The organism is Buttiauxella agrestis ATCC 33320 (genome assembly GCF_000735355.1).
Taxonomy (GTDB): Bacteria; Pseudomonadota; Gammaproteobacteria; order Enterobacterales; family Enterobacteriaceae; genus Buttiauxella; species Buttiauxella agrestis.
The window spans coordinates 194875-211603 of the sequence record NZ_JMPI01000020.1 but is presented as its reverse complement, the minus strand read 5'-3'; the positions used below and the strand labels follow the sequence as shown (position 1 = coordinate 211603).

15 protein-coding genes are annotated in these 16729 nt (G+C 52.0%); 9 read left to right on the top strand and 6 right to left on the bottom strand.

Annotated features, from left to right (window positions below; translation table 11 throughout):
* The first annotated feature begins 14 nt into the window (after positions 1 to 14).
* Both entD and gdhA read left to right on the top strand, forming a co-directional pair.
* Positions 15 to 698 carry an enterobactin synthase subunit EntD gene (gene entD / locus GBAG_RS04600; protein ID WP_034493807.1) on the top strand — a complete coding sequence of 228 codons (684 nt, stop codon included), beginning with the start codon at positions 15 to 17 and terminating at the stop codon, positions 696 to 698.
* Positions 699 to 792: 94 nt separating this feature from the next.
* Positions 793 to 2136 carry an NADP-specific glutamate dehydrogenase gene (gene gdhA, locus GBAG_RS04595; protein ID WP_034493806.1) on the top strand — a complete coding sequence of 448 codons (1344 nt, stop codon included), beginning with the start codon at positions 793 to 795 and terminating at the stop codon, positions 2134 to 2136.
* A gap of 88 nt (positions 2137 to 2224) precedes the next feature.
* Here gdhA and opgB read toward each other — a convergent pair whose 3' ends face one another.
* Positions 2225 to 4513 carry a phosphatidylglycerol--membrane-oligosaccharide glycerophosphotransferase gene (gene opgB, locus GBAG_RS04590; protein ID WP_034493805.1) on the bottom strand — a complete coding sequence of 763 codons (2289 nt, stop codon included), beginning with the start codon at positions 4511 to 4513 and terminating at the stop codon, positions 2225 to 2227.
* 435 nt (positions 4514 to 4948) lie between these two features.
* Here opgB and ahpC point away from each other — a divergent pair, with 435 nt between their 5' ends.
* Together ahpC and ahpF are read left to right on the top strand one after the other, a co-directional pair.
* Positions 4949 to 5512, top strand: coding sequence for an alkyl hydroperoxide reductase subunit C (gene ahpC, locus GBAG_RS04585; protein ID WP_034493804.1), 564 nt, complete (start codon positions 4949 to 4951; stop codon positions 5510 to 5512).
* Between the two features lie 103 nt (positions 5513 to 5615).
* Positions 5616 to 7175, top strand: a complete 1560-nt coding sequence (ahpF, locus tag GBAG_RS04580; RefSeq protein ID WP_034493803.1) for an alkyl hydroperoxide reductase subunit F — start codon at positions 5616 to 5618, stop codon at positions 7173 to 7175.
* 34 nt (positions 7176 to 7209) lie between these two features.
* On the opposite strand, the gene GBAG_RS21820 is transcribed toward ahpF, so the two are convergent.
* Both GBAG_RS21820 and cysS read right to left on the bottom strand, forming a co-directional pair.
* Positions 7210 to 7872, bottom strand: a complete 663-nt coding sequence (locus GBAG_RS21820) for a helix-turn-helix domain-containing protein (RefSeq protein ID WP_051873635.1) — start codon at positions 7870 to 7872, stop codon at positions 7210 to 7212.
* 90 nt (positions 7873 to 7962) lie between these two features.
* Positions 7963 to 9351, bottom strand: coding sequence for a cysteine--tRNA ligase (cysS, locus tag GBAG_RS04570; RefSeq protein WP_034493802.1), 1389 nt, complete (start codon positions 9349 to 9351; stop codon positions 7963 to 7965).
* 189 nt (positions 9352 to 9540) lie between these two features.
* Here cysS and ppiB point away from each other — a divergent pair, with 189 nt between their 5' ends.
* The 5 genes from ppiB (at position 9541) to mnmH (ending at position 13699) form a co-directional block, all read left to right on the top strand.
* On the top strand, positions 9541 to 10035 hold the full coding sequence (gene ppiB, locus GBAG_RS04565; RefSeq protein WP_034493843.1) for a peptidylprolyl isomerase B: 495 nt from the start codon (positions 9541 to 9543) through the stop codon (positions 10033 to 10035).
* A gap of 14 nt (positions 10036 to 10049) precedes the next feature.
* The gene (gene lpxH / locus GBAG_RS04560; protein WP_034493842.1) at positions 10050 to 10769 is read left to right on the top strand and encodes a UDP-2,3-diacylglucosamine diphosphatase; all 720 of its coding nucleotides are present in this window, start codon (positions 10050 to 10052) and stop codon (positions 10767 to 10769) included.
* A gap of 138 nt (positions 10770 to 10907) precedes the next feature.
* Positions 10908 to 11417, top strand: a complete 510-nt coding sequence (gene purE, locus GBAG_RS04555) for a 5-(carboxyamino)imidazole ribonucleotide mutase (RefSeq protein WP_034493801.1) — start codon at positions 10908 to 10910, stop codon at positions 11415 to 11417.
* Positions 11414 to 12478: a 5-(carboxyamino)imidazole ribonucleotide synthase gene (gene purK, locus GBAG_RS04550; RefSeq protein WP_034493799.1), complete on the top strand. Its 1065-nt coding sequence runs from the start codon at positions 11414 to 11416 to the stop codon at positions 12476 to 12478. The genes purE and purK overlap by 4 nt, the downstream gene beginning before the upstream one ends.
* A gap of 123 nt (positions 12479 to 12601) precedes the next feature.
* Complete coding sequence (gene mnmH, locus GBAG_RS04545; RefSeq protein ID WP_034493798.1) at positions 12602 to 13699, top strand: tRNA 2-selenouridine(34) synthase MnmH; 1098 nt, start codon at positions 12602 to 12604, stop codon at positions 13697 to 13699.
* A gap of 31 nt (positions 13700 to 13730) precedes the next feature.
* On the opposite strand, the gene GBAG_RS04540 is transcribed toward mnmH, so the two are convergent.
* Genes GBAG_RS04540 through GBAG_RS04530 form a run of 3 tightly spaced genes read right to left on the bottom strand, consistent with a single transcriptional unit; the run spans position 13731 to position 16723 of the window.
* A complete protein-coding gene (locus tag GBAG_RS04540) occupies positions 13731 to 14633 on the bottom strand; it encodes a carbamate kinase (RefSeq protein WP_034493797.1) in 903 nt (300 codons plus the stop codon).
* Positions 14634 to 14651: 18 nt separating this feature from the next.
* Entirely contained in the window at positions 14652 to 15461 is an 810-nt protein-coding gene (locus tag GBAG_RS04535; RefSeq protein ID WP_034493796.1) for an oxamate carbamoyltransferase subunit AllH family protein, read from the bottom strand.
* A gap of 2 nt (positions 15462 to 15463) precedes the next feature.
* Positions 15464 to 16723: a YlbE family protein gene (locus GBAG_RS04530; RefSeq protein ID WP_034493795.1), complete on the bottom strand. Its 1260-nt coding sequence runs from the start codon at positions 16721 to 16723 to the stop codon at positions 15464 to 15466.
* Between the last annotated feature and the right edge of the window lie 6 nt (positions 16724 to 16729).

Genomic DNA, 16729 nt, shown 5'->3' with positions numbered 1-16729 from the left:
GGGAGAAACATCTCATGAAAACCCAGCTCACAAATTTCAGCTTCCCCAATACTGGGCAACGAATCGTCCGCGTGGATTTTGACGCCACAACCTTTCAGCCCGACGACCTGTTATGGCTGCCGCACCACCCTCGCTTATCCAACGCCGTTATTAAGCGCAAAGCCGAGCATCTGGCCGGAAGGATTGCGGCATCTGAAGCACTACGTTTTCATGGCGTAAATGACTATGTGCCGGGAATTGGCTTGCACCGTGAACCCTGCTGGCCGCCCGGATTCACCGGCAGCATTACGCACAGCGGCAATGTGGCATTCGCGACGGTGGTGGCTGATTCTGCGGATATGCGCGAAGGCATCGGTATCGATTATGAAGAAATTATTGCCCCAAACATCGCCGAAGAAATTCATGGCGGGATTATAGATTGCGCAGAAAAAGAACTGTTGCGCCAATCCCCTTACCCTTTCCATTACGCATTAACCATGGCCTTTTGCGCAAAAGAAAGTTTATTCAAAGCTATGTTCCGCCATGTGGGTCGTTACTTTGATTTCTCTTATGCATCAATAAGTAAAATAGATGACACGCAATTGATTCTGACCCTCAACCATTCACTTGGGCCATACAAAAAAGGAAATAAATTCATGATTATATGGAATAATGACGCAGGGAAATTAATAACACTAATACAGCTCGGGCGGCAATAAAAAGAAATCGCTTGCGGTTCAGTAATAAGTGAATGTTATATTCGAAGAACACAACGCATATATAACATCTATTATTACAAGGACTTTTTGGACTATGGAAAACACGCTTTCCCTCGAATCATTCCTGACCTCTGTTCAACAACGCGATCCAAACCAACCCGAATTTGCCCAGGCAGTACGTGAAGTCATGACCACGCTCTGGCCGTTCCTGGAGCAAAATCCGCAATACCGCCATTCGGCACTTTTAGAGCGCCTTGTGGAACCTGAACGCGTGATTCAGTTCCGCGTGACCTGGGTTGATGATAAGAATCAAGTGCAGGTAAACCGCGCCTGGCGCGTGCAGTTCAGCTCCGCCATTGGCCCATTTAAAGGAGGAATGCGTTTCCATCCCTCCGTTAACCTTTCGATTCTGAAATTCTTAGGCTTTGAGCAAACCTTCAAAAATGCCCTGACCACGCTGCCAATGGGCGGCGGTAAAGGCGGCAGCGACTTTAACCCGAAAGGCAAAAGCGAAGGCGAAGTGATGCGTTTTTGCCAGGCACTGATGATGGAGTTGTATCGCCATCTGGGGCCAGACACTGACGTACCGGCAGGCGATATCGGCGTTGGCGGGCGTGAAGTGGGCTTTATGGCGGGAATGATGAAAAAGCTCTCCAACAATACTGCCTGCGTGTTTACCGGCAAGGGTTTGTCATTCGGCGGCAGCCTGATTCGCCCGGAAGCCACCGGTTACGGGCTGATTTATTTCACTGATGCAATGCTGCAACGCCACGGGCTGGGCTTTGAAGGCATGCGCGTGGCGGTTTCCGGCTCCGGCAACGTTGCGCAATACGCCATCGAAAAAGCGCTGTCATTGGGCGCTCGGGTCGTAACGGCGTCTGACTCCAACGGTACCGTCGTCGATGAAGCGGGCTTTACCACCGAAAAACTGGCGCGTTTGACAGAGATTAAATCCAGCCGCGACGGACGCGTGGCCGATTACGCCCGCGAATTTGGTCTGAAATATCTCGAAGGCCAGCAACCGTGGAGCGTTCCGGTTGATATCGCGCTGCCATGTGCCACGCAAAATGAGCTGGATACCGAAGCGGCACGCACGCTTATCGCCAACGGCGTGAAAGCGGTGGCTGAAGGGGCAAATATGCCCACCACTATTGAGGCGACGAATCTGTTCCTTGATGCGGGCGTATTGTTTGCACCGGGTAAAGCAGCCAACGCCGGTGGTGTGGCGACATCTGGCCTGGAAATGGCGCAGAATGCGGCACGCCTGGGCTGGAAAGCGGAGAAAGTGGATATTCGCCTGCACCACATCATGCTTGATATTCACGAAGCCTGCGTGAACTACGGCGGCGAAGAAAAACAAACGCATTATGTTCGCGGCGCGAATATTGCGGGCTTTGTAAAAGTGGCCGACGCGATGTTAGGCCAGGGCGTTCTGTAAGTATTTGATGTAAATGGTGGATGACGCTGCGCTTATCCACCCTACGTTTCTTTGCGTAGGTCGGATAAGCGCAAGCGTCATCCGACAACTACGTGGCGGGCACGACTTTAATATCTTCCATACCAATCCCCAGCTTACGCGGCTCATGGCCAAGAATATTGCCTTCATTGGATAACTTCGGCTGCGGCGGGATAATTTCCAGCAGATGACTGCGCTCCGGGTTATCAAAATGCAAGGTAGTGGTACTTAATTCTTCGCCAAGCGTGAGTGTCTGCTGCTGGTTTCCGACTTTCACCGGCACTGGCTGGCCAATATTCGGGCCGAACGCTTTAGCCGTAATCACCAGGTCAAATTTCTCTGGCAGCGGTTCGGCATATTCAATTTTCACTTCCGGTGCCAGATTAGCATTTGACCAGCGCCCCCACTCTTCCGGGCGTGAGATCCCGCTAAACTCTTTGACGTTATCTGGCGCGCCCGGCACGTTGAAAATAAAGCTATCGGCCTGATAGCGAATGGCATTTTCATCCACTTTGAGTAACGCGACATTCTTTTTAAAGCGCGTTTTGTCGATATCCTGTCTGGCGAATTCAACCGCATGTTGTTCCTGCTGCTGTTCGATTAAACGCACCGTGGGTTGACCGCCCATTTGCCCCTGAGCCACGCACAGCCCGGTGGAAAGTGCCAGTTTTGAATCCCACAGACGCGCCATTTTAAAACAGCGATCGACCCAAATGAATTTATCGTTTTCTTTAAAGTCAGCCAGTTGATAACGCAGCGGCGCGGAATATTCGCTTTCAGGCAACGGCTCGATTTTTTTATCCAGAATACGCAGCAACAAAGGCATTTTGAAATGTGCGCCAGAGTAGCTGAAGGTATTTTTCTTCTGGTCAATTTCATACTGAGTAATGGTTTTCGGGAAATTCCACAGATCGATAACGTCTGGTTTCCACTCCATCACTTTTTCTTTGACGTTAAGGAAGACAGATGCAATCGACTGCCCGGATAAACTGCTGCGCCCTAACCCAAGGTAATTATCACCGCCCAGAACATCCAGCACCGTCGCTCCGTTATCCAGAGTGCTGCGTTTAACGGGCACCAAATCAGCCTGCGGTTTATCACCACGGAGAATAAAGAACAGGTTATTACGCTCGTGCTGATTGAGGTATTTATATGCAGTATTGTTCATTGCCAGATGGTCAGAACTCACCACAATCACGGTATTTTTAAAATATGGTGAGGCCTTTATTTTTTCGATAAGAGCGGCAATATGTTCCTGGCTACAGGCCACTGCGCTAAATGACTGGTTTTCTTTGCCGTCAAAATTATAGCTGCGGCGTTTACAGGTTTTTGAGATAAAACCGTCCGGGTGATGAGTATCAACCGTGAGCGTAAACAGCGAGAAACGCTTATTCGCTTTCGACAATTCCACATATTTCTCAAAGACTTCATCCAGTACTGTATCGTCATAAAAACCCCAGTTGTTGCGGTACTGCGGGTCAGCAACCATGGTTTTCAGCTCTTGCGCGCCGTACATGTGGTCAAAGCCGTGAGATTGTAAAAAGACGTCTTTGCCTGCAAAGCGTAAATCTGCGCCCTGCATAAAATAGTTTTCATAACCAGACGCTTTCAGGATATCGCCCAGGCAAATATTCTTCGGGAAGAAACTCGATAACGAAGCGGATGAATTCCCTTCGAATGGCGCAAATAATGGAATGCCGCATTGCGAAGCGACCATTCCGGCAATTGTGTAATCGGTGCCCGGTAATTGCATGGTATGGCTGAAATCTATTCCTTCATTTTTAAGCCCGGTTAATTCCGGTGCTAAATCAGGGAATAATTCAGGTTCGAAATAGGTGCGTTCAAGACTTTCGCCATAAATATAAACCAGGTTGAGTTTTGGATTTTTAATCCCCCCCTGCGGAACCTGATAATACACAGCGAAGTCGGAATCACCCGAACGCGTTTGTGATTTCACCAGCTCAGCCACCTGACGAAAAGCCGGCGACGCATCCACCGAGGCCAGCGCCAAAACCAGCGCCAGCAAGCTGTAGCCAAAATGATGCGGATAACCTTTTCGGCGGCGTAAAACCCAGGTCAACGCGCCAAAAACCGCCACCAGCGCAACAAATACCCCCACGCCCGGCAGGATGTATTTACCAATTCCGGCTCCGGTCATGCTGCTGGTCAGCGTGTACAGTACTGCGTCGTTAATCCCTTCACCGGTAAAGTAATTACTGGCAACAAAAGTGACGTTCAGGACAATATACAGACCCAAAATAAAAAGGATGACGCTAAACCACCAGATATTGCGTCCAGCTTTAGCGGCATACACGGCGATGGCTGCAACAAACAACACAATTGAAAGCATTTCCGACAACGCCTGACCCTCGAAATAAACGCGCTCACTGGCGCAAAGCTGTATTCAGTCATTTCTGAAGGCTAAATCTAACGTTGTTGTCACGTTCCTGCAATTTCCATGACATGAAAGTGTGCTGCATTTCGGAATTGTTCGGGTTCTGTTGGCAAGATGAGTCAATGATCAATAGCTGGCAGCTATTACAATCATCGTTAATACAACGATTAGGTCGATTGACCGATACGCGGCATCAATGATTTAATCCCGCCGCTGTTATGATTTTTTAAAGTGGAATTGTAACGCGCAACAAATATAGGCCACCCGGCAACGGGTGGTTTTTTTTTGCCTGTCGCTCAGGTTGTTAGGTTATACCTTTTGATTCGATACAGCCTACCCATTAGAACCAAATGCTTATATTCGGTACCTTTCTCCCATCGCAAAACGGAGGAAGTACAGATGTCTTTAATTAATACAAAAATCAAACCATTCAAAAACAGCGCTTTTAAAAACGGTGAATTCGTTGAAGTTACCGAGCAGGATGTAGAAGGTCGCTGGAGCGTTTTCTTCTTCTATCCAGCTGACTTTACTTTTGTTTGCCCAACTGAATTGGGTGATGTTGCTGACCACTATGAAGAATTCCAGAAACTGGGCGTGGATATCTACTCTGTTTCCACCGACACCCATTTCACTCACAAAGCATGGCACAGCAGCTCTGACACTATCGCGAAAATCAAATACGCGATGATCGGCGACCCAACTGGCGCACTGACTCGTAACTTCGAAATCATGCGTGAAGACCAGGGTCTGGCTGACCGCGGCACCTTTATTGTGGACCCACAGGGCATCATTCAGGCTATCGAAGTGACTGCGGAAGGCATTGGCCGTGACGCATCTGACCTACTGCGCAAAGTGAAAGCCGCTCAGTATGTGGCTTCTCACCCAGGTGAAGTTTGCCCGGCCAAATGGAAAGAAGGCGAAGCGACTCTGTCTCCGTCCTTAGATCTGGTCGGTAAGATCTAAAAAATAATAAGACAATAAACACCTGCAATAAGCAACTTAGTGGTGGGCAGCGCGCAAGCCTGTCCACCCTGCTTTTTCTCGCCAATACAACAGGGAGACACACATGCTCGATATTAATATGAAAACTCAACTCAAAACTTATCTTGAGAAGCTCACCAAACCTGTTGAGTTGATTGCAACACTTGATAACAGCGTCAAGTCTTCTGAATTAGGCGCTCTGTTGGCGGATATTGCGGGATTATCCGACAAGATTACGTTCACCATTAATAACGATTTGCCGGTGCGCAAACCGTCATTTTTGATTACCAATCCAGGCTCCGATAAAGGCCCGCGTTTTGCCGGTTCCCCACTCGGCCACGAATTTACTTCTCTGGTTTTAGCTTTGCTGCAAACCGGGGGACACCCGTCGAAAGAGTCGCAGGATTTGCTGGAGCAAATTCGTGAAATCGACGGCGATTTCCATTTTGAAACCTATTACTCGCTCTCCTGCCACAACTGCCCGGACGTGGTGCAAGCGCTTAACCTGATGAGCGTGTTGAACCCGCGTATCAGCCACACGGCGATTGATGGCGGCGTTTACCAGAATGAGATTACGGATCGCAATGTCATGGGCGTACCCGCGGTATTCCTGAACGGTAAAGAGTTCGGACAGGGGCGCATGACGCTGGCTGAAATCGTCAGCAAAATTGATACCGGGGCTGAAAAACGTGCTGCCGAAGCGTTGAATAAACGCGAGGCCTACGATGTGCTGATCGTCGGCAGTGGCCCGGCAGGTGCGGCGGCGGCAGTGTACTCCGCGCGTAAAGGCATTCGCACCGGTCTGATGGGCGAGCGTTTCGGCGGCCAGGTTTTAGATACCGTTGATATTGAAAACTACATTTCAGTGCCAAAAACTGAAGGCCAGAAACTGGCTGGCGCACTGAAAGCGCACGTTGATGATTACGACGTTGACGTTATCGACACGCAAAGCGCCAGCAAACTGATCCCGGCGCAAACCGAAGGCGGATTACACCAGATTCAAACGGCCTCGGGCGCCACACTGAGCGCACGCAGCATCATCATTGCGACGGGTGCAAAATGGCGCAACATGAATGTGCCGGGCGAAGAACAGTACCGCACCAAAGGCGTGACGTACTGTCCGCACTGCGACGGCCCGCTGTTTAAAGGCAAACGCGTGGCGGTGATTGGCGGCGGCAACTCCGGCGTGGAAGCGGCGATTGACCTGGCGGGTCTTGTTGAACACGTTACGCTGTTGGAATTTGCCCCGGAAATGAAGGCCGACCAGGTCTTGCAGAAGAAACTTCGTAGCCTGAAAAACGTCGATATTATTTTGAATGCCCAAACGCTGGAAGTGAAAGGCGACGGCAGCAAAGTGACTGGACTGAAGTATCAGGATCGTGTGACACAAGAAGTGCATGATATTGAGCTGGCAGGTATTTTCGTGCAAATCGGTCTGTTGCCAAACACCAACTGGCTGGAAGGCAGCGTTGAACGTAACCGCATGGGTGAAATCATCACTGATGCTAAGTGCGAAACCACGGTGAAAGGCGTATTTGCGGCGGGTGACTGCACCACCGTCCCATACAAACAGATTATTATCGCCACCGGCGAAGGTGCCAAAGCCTCTCTAAGCGCGTTTGATTATCTGATTCGCCATTCATAATAAAAAGCGGCTCATCATTCGATGGGCCGCTTTTTTAATATTCTTTTGGCAAATATTTTACCGTCACCAGCTTTCCGCGCTTTATCTCAACATAATCCCCACGGCGTAACTCACCCAGAATCGCCATGATGGTGCTTCGGGCAAGTTGCGTACGTTCCTGAATAAAGTCCGCCACATTAATATTGCAGCGCATCTCAGGCGCCAGGGTTTGAAGTTCAATTAATTTATTGCGCACCATGACATACGCCGACACACCTACCAAATGCTCTTCACGCAGGGAGTAAATCTGCAAAAACCATGAAAGAATGCTCGCGACCGGTTCCCATAACTGTTGTTGCGTAAAAATGGCAAATGCCTGATCGGCTGGCACAACGCGCGCCGTACACGTTTCTTCAACCTTTAAAAACCAGCCACCCCGTGGCCTCATACATTCTGCAATGCCAAAAATCAGCTCTCCGCGAACCGAAGAAAGCACCAAACCGTCAACGCTACGAATAGCGCTGAAATGCCCGTCGGCAAATAAATAGAGGGATTTTTCATTTTCCCGAATAGCGTAAATCTCATCCCGAGAATGAAAAATTTGATCGGTTCCCACCGCGCTAAGCGCCTGACGCAACAACGCTATTTCAGTGACTGGACGAGGGGGATAAAACGATGGATAGCTGTGGCCGCTGTTTTGATTATTTACCGTATCCATGAATAGACCTTTTTTAATTCTTATCTCCAATATAATAGCTGATAAAAAAAGCGGCCTAAGCCGCTTTCTGTATTATTGAGGGAATAAAAATTACTTGCGACGCCAGGTGGTACCCTGCGCACCGTCTTCCAGCACGATACCCATTTCATTGAGGCGGTCACGAGCCTGGTCTGCCAGCGCCCAGTCTTTAGATTGACGCGCATCGTTACGCTGTTTGATAAGCGCTTCGATTTCAGCCACTTCGCTGTCATCGGACTGCGCCCCGCCTTGCAGGAACGTTTCTGGATCTTGCTCAAGCAAGCCCAGCACGCCCGAAAGCTGGCGTAACGCCGCCGCCAGGCCATTTGCCGCAGCCAAATCTTCTGTTTTCAAGCGGTTCACTTCACGCGCCATATCAAACAGTACGGAATAGGCTTCCGGCGTATTAAAGTCATCATCCATCGCTTCACGGAAACGTGCTTCAAACGCTTCGCCACCGGCAGGCTGAACATTTGAATCTGTGCCGCGCAGTGCAGTGTACAAACGCTCCAGAGAAGTACGCGCCTGTTTCAGGTTTTCTTCGCTGTAGTTCAACTGGCTACGATAGTGGCCGGACATCAGGAAGTAGCGAATGGTTTCCGCGTCGTAATATTTCAGCACGTCGCGCACGGTAAAGAAGTTGCCCAGTGATTTGGACATTTTCTCGCGATCGACCATCACCATGCCTGAGTGCATCCAGGTATTAACGTATTCGCCGCCGTGCGCACAGGTGGACTGCGCGATTTCGTTTTCGTGGTGCGGGAACATCAAATCTGAACCACCACCGTGGATATCAAAATGGTTGCCGAGCTGTTTGCAGTTCATCGCCGAACATTCGATGTGCCAGCCTGGACGGCCCTCGCCCCACGGCGACTGCCAGCTTGGCTCGCCCGGTTTAGACATCTTCCACAGCACGAAATCCATTGGGCTGCGCTTAACGTTCGCTTCGACTTCAACACGAGCGCCAGCTTGCAGTTGATCCAGATCCTGACGCGAAAGCTTGCCGTAATCCGCGTCAGTTTCCACGGAGAACATCACGTCGCCATTGCTGGCAACATAGGCGTGATTACGCTCGATAAGCTGTTCAACAATTTCGATGATGTCTGGGATATGTTTAGTGGCGCGAGGCTCGCTGTCCGGGCGCAAAATGTTCAGCGCGTCGAAATCGGTATGCATTTCAGCCACCATACGATCAACCAGCGCCACAAAATCTTCGCCGTTTTCGTTAGCGCGTTTGATAATTTTGTCGTCGATATCAGTAATGTTGCGCACGTATTTCAGCTTATAGCCGATAAAACGCAGGTAACGCGCAACCACATCGAAGGCAACAAAAGTACGACCATGTCCGATATGACACAAATCGTAAACGGTGATACCACACACGTACATGCCAACCTCTCCGGCATGAATAGGTTTGAATTCCTCTTTTTGGCGACTCATTGTATTGAAGATTTTTAACATCAGGGGATTCCATGTAAGTGTGTCGAAACGGTGCAATTGGCTATATTAAACCATAATTTTACCCAGAGGCAGTGTGCTTTGCGAGGATATAGCTTACTGACTCACAGTGTACAGTTATGCTATAACAACCACCTTGTGTGGCGGCACCGTCTGCCGGAACACTGTCTGACTAAATATAGGATGCACAGCATGGTTACTTTTCATACTAATCACGGCGATATCGTAATCAAAACTTTTGATGATAAAGCGCCTGAAACTGTTAAAAACTTCCTCGAGTACTGCCGCGAAGGTTTCTACGCCAACACCATTTTCCACCGTGTGATCAACGGTTTTATGATCCAGGGCGGCGGTTTTGAACCGGGTATGAAGCAGAAAGAAACCAAAGACACCATTCAAAACGAAGCGAATAACGGCCTGAAAAATACCAAGGGCACGCTGGCAATGGCTCGTACCCAGGCGCCACATTCTGCAAGCTCCCAGTTCTTCATTAACGTAGCGGATAACGATTTCCTGAACTTCAGCAGCGAAAGCATGCAAGGTTGGGGTTATTGCGTGTTTGCCGAAGTCGTTGAAGGCATGGACGTAGTAGAGAAAATCAAAGGCGTGTCCACGGGTCGCAGCGGTATGCACCAGGACGTTCCTAAAGAAGACGTGGTTATCACTAGCGTAACCGTAAGCGAATAATTCGCCCGATGGCGATGACGCTTTTTATCGCAGATTTACATCTGTGTTCAGAAGAACCGGCGATCACCGCCGGTTTTCTGCGTTTTCTGGCAGGCCGCGCTCGGGAAGCAGACGCGCTTTATATCCTTGGCGATCTCTTTGAAGCCTGGATTGGCGACGACGATCCGGAGCTGCTGCACCGCCAAATCGCGCTAGCCATCAAAGACCTGGTGGATTCTGGCGTGCCTTGCTTCTTTATTCATGGCAACCGGGATTTCCTACTTGGCAAACGTTTTGCCCGCTTAAGCGGTATGACGCTGCTGCCAGAAGAAAAAATCGTTGAACTGTATGGCCGCAAAATATTGCTGCTGCACGGCGACACGCTATGTACTGACGACCACGGTTATCAGGCGTTCCGCAAAAAAGTCCACCAGCCCTGGCTGCAATGGTTATTCCTCGCCCTACCGCTGTTTATCCGCAAACGCGTCGCCGCCAAAATGCGTGCTGACAGCAAAGCCTCAAATAGCAGTAAATCCATGGCGATTATGGATGTGAACCCGCACGCGGTTATCGACGCCCTCGAACGCCATCAGGTGCAATGGATGATCCACGGTCATACCCATCGCCCGGAAATTCATCCGATTTCAGCCAATGGTAAACCCGCGTTTCGCTGCGTGCTTGGCGCATGGCACACGCAGGGATCGATGATTAAAGTCACAGCCGAAGACGTAGAGTTAATTCCTTTCTCCTTTTAAATAAAATCACCTCTTTTTGCCGTTTTGTTAACCACGCAACCGTTTTCCTTGCTCTATGTTCATGGTATTCTCTGAGCCCTTCTGACCGACCGAGCCACGTTCGGTGATGTTTGCATACCCACAGGAGTTTTGAGACGCATGTCCTCCAACCAGACCCCAGCGCGTATCGCCATTGTCATGGGTTCCAAAAGTGACTGGGCTACCATGCAGTTTGCCGCAGAAATCCTCACCGCCCTTGAAGTCCCGCACCATGTAGAAGTGGTTTCCGCACACCGCACTCCCGATAAACTGTTCAGTTTTGCCGAACAAGCAAGCGACAACGGTTTGCAGGTGATTATTGCGGGTGCAGGCGGAGCGGCACATTTGCCGGGCATGATTGCGGCGAAAACTCTGGTCCCCGTGCTGGGCGTGCCCGTTCAAAGTGCGGCATTAAGCGGCGTAGACAGTCTCTATTCTATTGTGCAAATGCCGCGTGGTATTCCCGTCGGCACGCTGGCGATTGGCAAAGCAGGTGCTGCGAATGCCGCGCTGCTGGCCGCTCAAATTCTTGCCCTGCATGACAGCGGCTTGCATCAGCGCCTGCAAGCGTGGCGTCAAAGTCAGACTGACGAAGTGCTGGAAAACCCGGATCCACGGGGTGACGCATGAAACGCGTCTGCGTATTAGGTAATGGTCAGTTAGGCAGAATGCTGCGCCAGGCGGGTGAACCGCTGGGCATCGCCGTTTATCCGGTTGGCCTTGATGCCGAACCTGAAGCTGTGCCATTTGCACAAAGTGTTATTACCGCAGAAATTGAGCGCTGGCCTGAAACCGCCCTCACCCGCGAATTAGCGCGTCATAACGCGTTTGTGAATCGCGATGTTTTCCCGATTATCGCCGACCGTCTGACACAAAAGCAGCTATTCGATAAGCTCGAACTGGCTACCGCACCGTGGCAACTGCTCTCTGGCCGTGATGAATGGACGAGTGTTTTCCAAAATCTGGGTGAATTAGCCATTGTGAAACGCCGCGTTGGCGGTTACGACGGGCGCGGGCAGTGGCGTTTACACAGCCATGAAACCGATCAGTTGCCTGACGATTGCTATGGCGAGTGCATCGTTGAGCAAGGGATTAACTTCTCGGGTGAAGTTTCGTTAGTAGGCGCTCGCGGTCACGATGGCACAACCGTGTTCTATCCGCTGACGCACAATCTGCATCAGGACGGCATTCTGCGCACCAGCGTGGTGTTCCCACAGGCCAACATTGAGCAGCAGCAACAGGCTGAAGCCATGCTTTCGGCGATTTTGCACGAGCTGAATTATGTTGGCGTGATGGCGATGGAGTGCTTTATCACTCCCGCCGGGTTGCTGATTAACGAGCTTGCGCCGCGCGTACATAACAGCGGGCACTGGACGCAAAATGGCGCATCCATCAGCCAGTTTGAACTGCATCTGCGGGCGATTGTGGAACTGCCACTGCCGCAACCTGTGGTGAACTCGCCTTCAGTGATGGTCAATCTTATCGGCACCGACCTGAATTACGACTGGCTGAAACTGCCGCTGGTCCATTTACACTGGTACGATAAAGAAGTGCGCGAGGGCCGCAAAGTCGGCCATCTTAACCTGAACGACAGCGATACCGGCAGACTGAGCGCTTCTCTCGAGGCACTGGTACCTTTGCTTCCAGCGGAATACGCCAGCGGCATTGCCTGGGCGCAAAGTAAGTTCTAATCACAGTAGCGGGTGGCATTTTTGCTCACCCGCTCTGCCCCTCAATTTCCCCAGCCTTTCTTTTCTATACGCGAAAGCGCACAATCCACGGCGTTTCTGGCCTCACTCGCTCTAAGGTTTTATATGCAAAACGCTCGTCCTGATACTCAAAATTATGACCATCTGCTGCGCAACGGTACGGCGCTTATCGACGTGCGCGCGCCGGTTGAATTCAGCCAGGGGGCGATGCCTGGCGCGCTGAATTTACCGCTGATGACCGATGAAGAGCGAGCAGCCGTAGGCACTTGCTACAAGCAGCATGGGCAGCAGGCGGCGGTGAAATTAGGGCATAGTCTGGTTCATGGCAAAATCCGTGAGGCGCGTTTGCAAAAGTGGCTTGCCGCATGCCGCGAAAATCCGCAGGGTTATCTGTGTTGCGCACGCGGCGGGATGCGTTCGCATCTGGTTCAGCAATGGTTACGCGAAGCGGGTGTTGACTATCCGCTGGTCGAGGGCGGTTATAAAGCACTGCGCCATTACGCAATGGACGTGATTGAAACCCGCTCGCGCTGGCCGATGATTTTGGTCAGCGGTAACACTGGCGGGGGCAAAACCATTCTGATTCGCTCATTGCCAACCGGCGTTGACCTTGAAGGGTTGGCGCACCATCGTGGTTCCTCATTTGGCCGCACGATTGTGGAACAGCCCTCGCAAACGAACTTTGAAAATAACCTTGCTGTTACCCTGCTGAAGAAAAGTGACGGTGGCGAAGTCACCTGGGTTATCGAAGATGAAGGCCGCATGATTGGCTCGCGCCATATTCCGGAATGCTTCAGAGAGCAGATGCTACGCTCACCGATTGTGGTGATTGAAGACCCGTTTGAGCAGCGTTTAGAGCGCCTGAAAACCGAATATTTCCAGCAAATGAGCAGTGCGTTTTTGTCGATTCATGACGAAGAAACGGCCTGGCAAAACTATGCCGAATATTTGCATCATGGCCTGTTTGCTATACGCCGTCGTTTGGGGCTGGAGCGTTTTGCTCAGTTCAGCAAACATCTGGATAACGCGCTGGAATTGCAACGTAAAACCGGTTCCGTTGAGGGGCATCTGGCCTGGCTTGCGCCACTGCTCGAAGAGTATTACGACCCGATGTATCGTTACCAGCTCAGCAAAAAAGCGGGAAATATTGTGTTTCGTGGCGACTACAGCCAGGTCGAATCCTGGCTGCGCAGCCGGACGTAACGCGGACAACTTGCGTCATCCGCCATAAAACTTACATTGCGATGCAGGTTCCGGCTTCACCCGCCAGAATCTGTTCAATCTGATCCAACGCCCCAATCCATGCTGGTTTGTTGTGCTGGCGAACAAAACTGCTGACCGCCGCCACTTTTGGCCCCATTGAACCATCCGATTTAGCAAACGGTGCCAGCGCGTCGGGTGTTGCCCGGCGAATTGCCCGTTGCTGTGGCGTACCCCAGTTTTCATACACCGCATCGGCATCAGTCAGAATCAGTAGCCCGTCCGCGTCAATCTGTTGCGCCAGTAACGCCGCCGCCAGATCTTTATCAATCACCGCTTCCACACCTTCCAGCCCATTTTTGCCTTCGACCATCGCCACCCCGCCGCCACCGCTGCACACCACCATATGGTTATGTTTTAACAGCAGCTCGATGGCTTCGCTGTCGATAATTTTAAGCGGCGCTGGTGACGCCACGACGCGGCGAATATAACGGCCATCGGCTTTCATCAGCCAACCGTGTTGCGCTTCAAGGACGGGTTGTTGCTCCGGGGAATAAACCGGGCCGATGAACTTTTCGGGTGATGTAAACGCCGGATCATGGCGGTCCACCAGCATACGCGTCAACACGGCGGTAACTGGCGGCATATGCGGTTGCTGCGCCATACGCTGCGCCAGCATATAGCCAATCATGCCCTGGCTTTCGGCCACCAGCACATCGAGCGGATAAGCCGCGACCTCTTTATACGCCTGGTTTTGCAGTGCCAGCAGCCCTACCTGCGGGCCGTTGCCATGCACCACTGCGACGCGAAAATCTTTCGCCAGCCGCGCCAGCGCACTCGCCACTTTATCAATATTGCGGTACTGATTTTCCACGCTCAGCGCTTCACCACGCTGTAGCAACGCGTTCCCGCCAAGAGCTACGACTAAAGTTTTCATCACATATCCTTGTAAACGTTACAGTACGACCCGCTGCCCTAACCAAAAACCCAGCAAAGTATCCGCGCCCGAAGTGTGTCCCAGCGATAACAATTGCCGGGTGGCAAACGGCAGGCGAGCCGGTGAAGTTAATGAATGTGCAAAATGCAGTAATGGCGAGGAGAACACGCCCTGTGCGGCAAAGCGCAGATAGTTAACGCTCACTTGCGTTGTCGTCGCGCGTAAATCAACGGAGGCGTCAAAAAAATGCGCGCCGCATTCTGCACTTAACCGGCGGTGATACCACCCTGCCAGCAACATGCCGACCAGAATATCGTCGTGGGTCGGCGTCAAACCTGGCCCTTTCCCGAGCATCCGACACCAGTTCACCACCTTGCCTGCAAGCGACGCGCGGAAACTACGTTGAAACTGGCGTAACTCCACGGGTAACGGCTGGCTGGCAATCGTAGAAAGCGGGCCATAAAGCCCGGTTTCCGCATTGCAATACAACAGCGAGGTTTGCAAACAGGGTACAGCCGGGTTATCCGGCAGGCGAAGCGAGCACTCACGTTGCGGCGCAACCAGATGATATCCGGCTAAATTCAGCCCCTTTTCGGTAACGCTGATTGGGGTATCACGCTTGAGTGCCAGTCGCAGGCGCTGATGATCGTCATGGCGCAGCACCCATCCCATCGGGCTGACACCTTCACCGGCGCGGTGCAGCGTTAATAATGCGCCGTCGTTGGCGGCCAGATTAATGGTGCGCGGGTAGACCCCCGTGACCCGCCAAAGCTGGCGGAATGCGGGAGCCTGACGACTCCGCAGCAACGGTAATAAGCACTCGCTCACTTTTATTCCACACCCAAAGCTTCAGCCAACGCCTCAAGCGCCTGCTCAAAACAGGCCAGCGGCGCACGCACCGTACCCGCGCCAATCTGCCCGACTCCCGCGTCTTTATGGGCGATACCGGTGTTGATTAGCGGCGTAATCCCCGTTTCGACGATGCGACGAATATCCAGCCCCAGACACGCGCCCTGGAAATCCCAGCCTGGAATCGTGAGTTGCATATTGCGCTCGAGGAAAATCTCCGCCATTTCTTCGGATACGGTCTGCGCCGCGTCCATACCGCCCGCGCCCACAAAGCGCGTCACGCCGGGTGCTGCAATCATTGCCGCGCCGCCGATGCCGAAGGTTTCGGTAATGGCACTATCACCCATATCCGGGTTGGCCTGCTCCTGGGAATAACCGGTGAAGAACAACCCCTGCGGCGTATTGACGGGAGCCGTGAACCAGCGGTCGCCCAGGCCGCTAACGCGAATACCGAACTCATGCCCGTTGCGCGTCATCGCAGTCACAATGCTGCCCGCTTTTATTTCCGCTCCGGCGTCCATTGCCGCTTTGCAGTACGCCATCGCCAGGTTCAGGAAGAACTGATCGGTAACGCTAAGGAAATCCATCACTTGCGCAAGCTCGGTTTTATCGTGATTCAGGCGGATAATGTGCGGTGCCAGCGTGCGCATCAGCAATGCGGAGGTCGCGATATTACGCTGGTGAAACTCATCGCCCATCGTGATGCCCTGCGCCATCATGGCGGTGAGGTCAATCCCACGTTCCATTTGCGAAAGTGCGGCGCTCAATACCGGAGCCAGCACATCACGCATCCAGCGATGGCGCGCCTGTACGTCTTCTCCATAGGCACCAAAACGCATTACTTTGCCGATACCTTCGTTGAGATTGCAGTAGGCGCGATTGCCGTCAGTGATATTTTCCACCACCAGCATCGGCATATGTGCCGAAGTAATCCCGCCCATCGGGCCAACGGCATTAACGTGGTGGCAAGGCACAAAAGTGACATCACCCCCCTCCAGTAGTTGCAGCGCCTGCACCTCATCTTTTGCCCAGCCTTCGAACAGGCATGCGCCGATGCAGGCCCCTTTCATTGGCCCGGTCATGTTTTCCCATACCATGGGCGGCCCGGCGTGCAGCAGCGTCATGCCGCGATTTAGCACGCTAATCAGCGATGCGGCAGGTTTAACATCCAGCCAGTGTGGGCGGGCTTTGCGAATACGTTCAATCACTGCGGTGTTGGCTTGCGCCACAGATGTCGTCATAACAAC

Bases quoted from the DNA above. Each gene is read 5' to 3' on its own strand.
- entD (WP_034493807.1), top strand. From the start codon at position 15: ATGAAAACCCAGCTCACAAATTTCAGCTTCCCCAATACTGGGCAACGA.
- gdhA (WP_034493806.1), top strand. From the start codon at position 793: ATGGAAAACACGCTTTCCCTCGAATCATTCCTGACCTCTGTTCAACAA.
- ahpC (WP_034493804.1), top strand. From the start codon at position 4,949: ATGTCTTTAATTAATACAAAAATCAAACCATTCAAAAACAGCGCTTTT.
- ahpF (WP_034493803.1), top strand. From the start codon at position 5,616: ATGCTCGATATTAATATGAAAACTCAACTCAAAACTTATCTTGAGAAG.
- GBAG_RS21820 (WP_051873635.1), bottom strand. From the start codon at position 7,872: ATGGATACGGTAAATAATCAAAACAGCGGCCACAGCTATCCATCGTTT.
- cysS (WP_034493802.1), bottom strand. From the start codon at position 9,351: ATGTTAAAAATCTTCAATACAATGAGTCGCCAAAAAGAGGAATTCAAA.
- ppiB (WP_034493843.1), top strand. From the start codon at position 9,541: ATGGTTACTTTTCATACTAATCACGGCGATATCGTAATCAAAACTTTT.
- lpxH (WP_034493842.1), top strand. From the start codon at position 10,050: ATGACGCTTTTTATCGCAGATTTACATCTGTGTTCAGAAGAACCGGCG.
- purE (WP_034493801.1), top strand. From the start codon at position 10,908: ATGTCCTCCAACCAGACCCCAGCGCGTATCGCCATTGTCATGGGTTCC.
- purK (WP_034493799.1), top strand. From the start codon at position 11,414: ATGAAACGCGTCTGCGTATTAGGTAATGGTCAGTTAGGCAGAATGCTG.
- mnmH (WP_034493798.1), top strand. From the start codon at position 12,602: ATGCAAAACGCTCGTCCTGATACTCAAAATTATGACCATCTGCTGCGC.
- GBAG_RS04540 (WP_034493797.1), bottom strand. From the start codon at position 14,633: ATGAAAACTTTAGTCGTAGCTCTTGGCGGGAACGCGTTGCTACAGCGT.
- GBAG_RS04530 (WP_034493795.1), bottom strand. From the start codon at position 16,723: ATGACGACATCTGTGGCGCAAGCCAACACCGCAGTGATTGAACGTATT.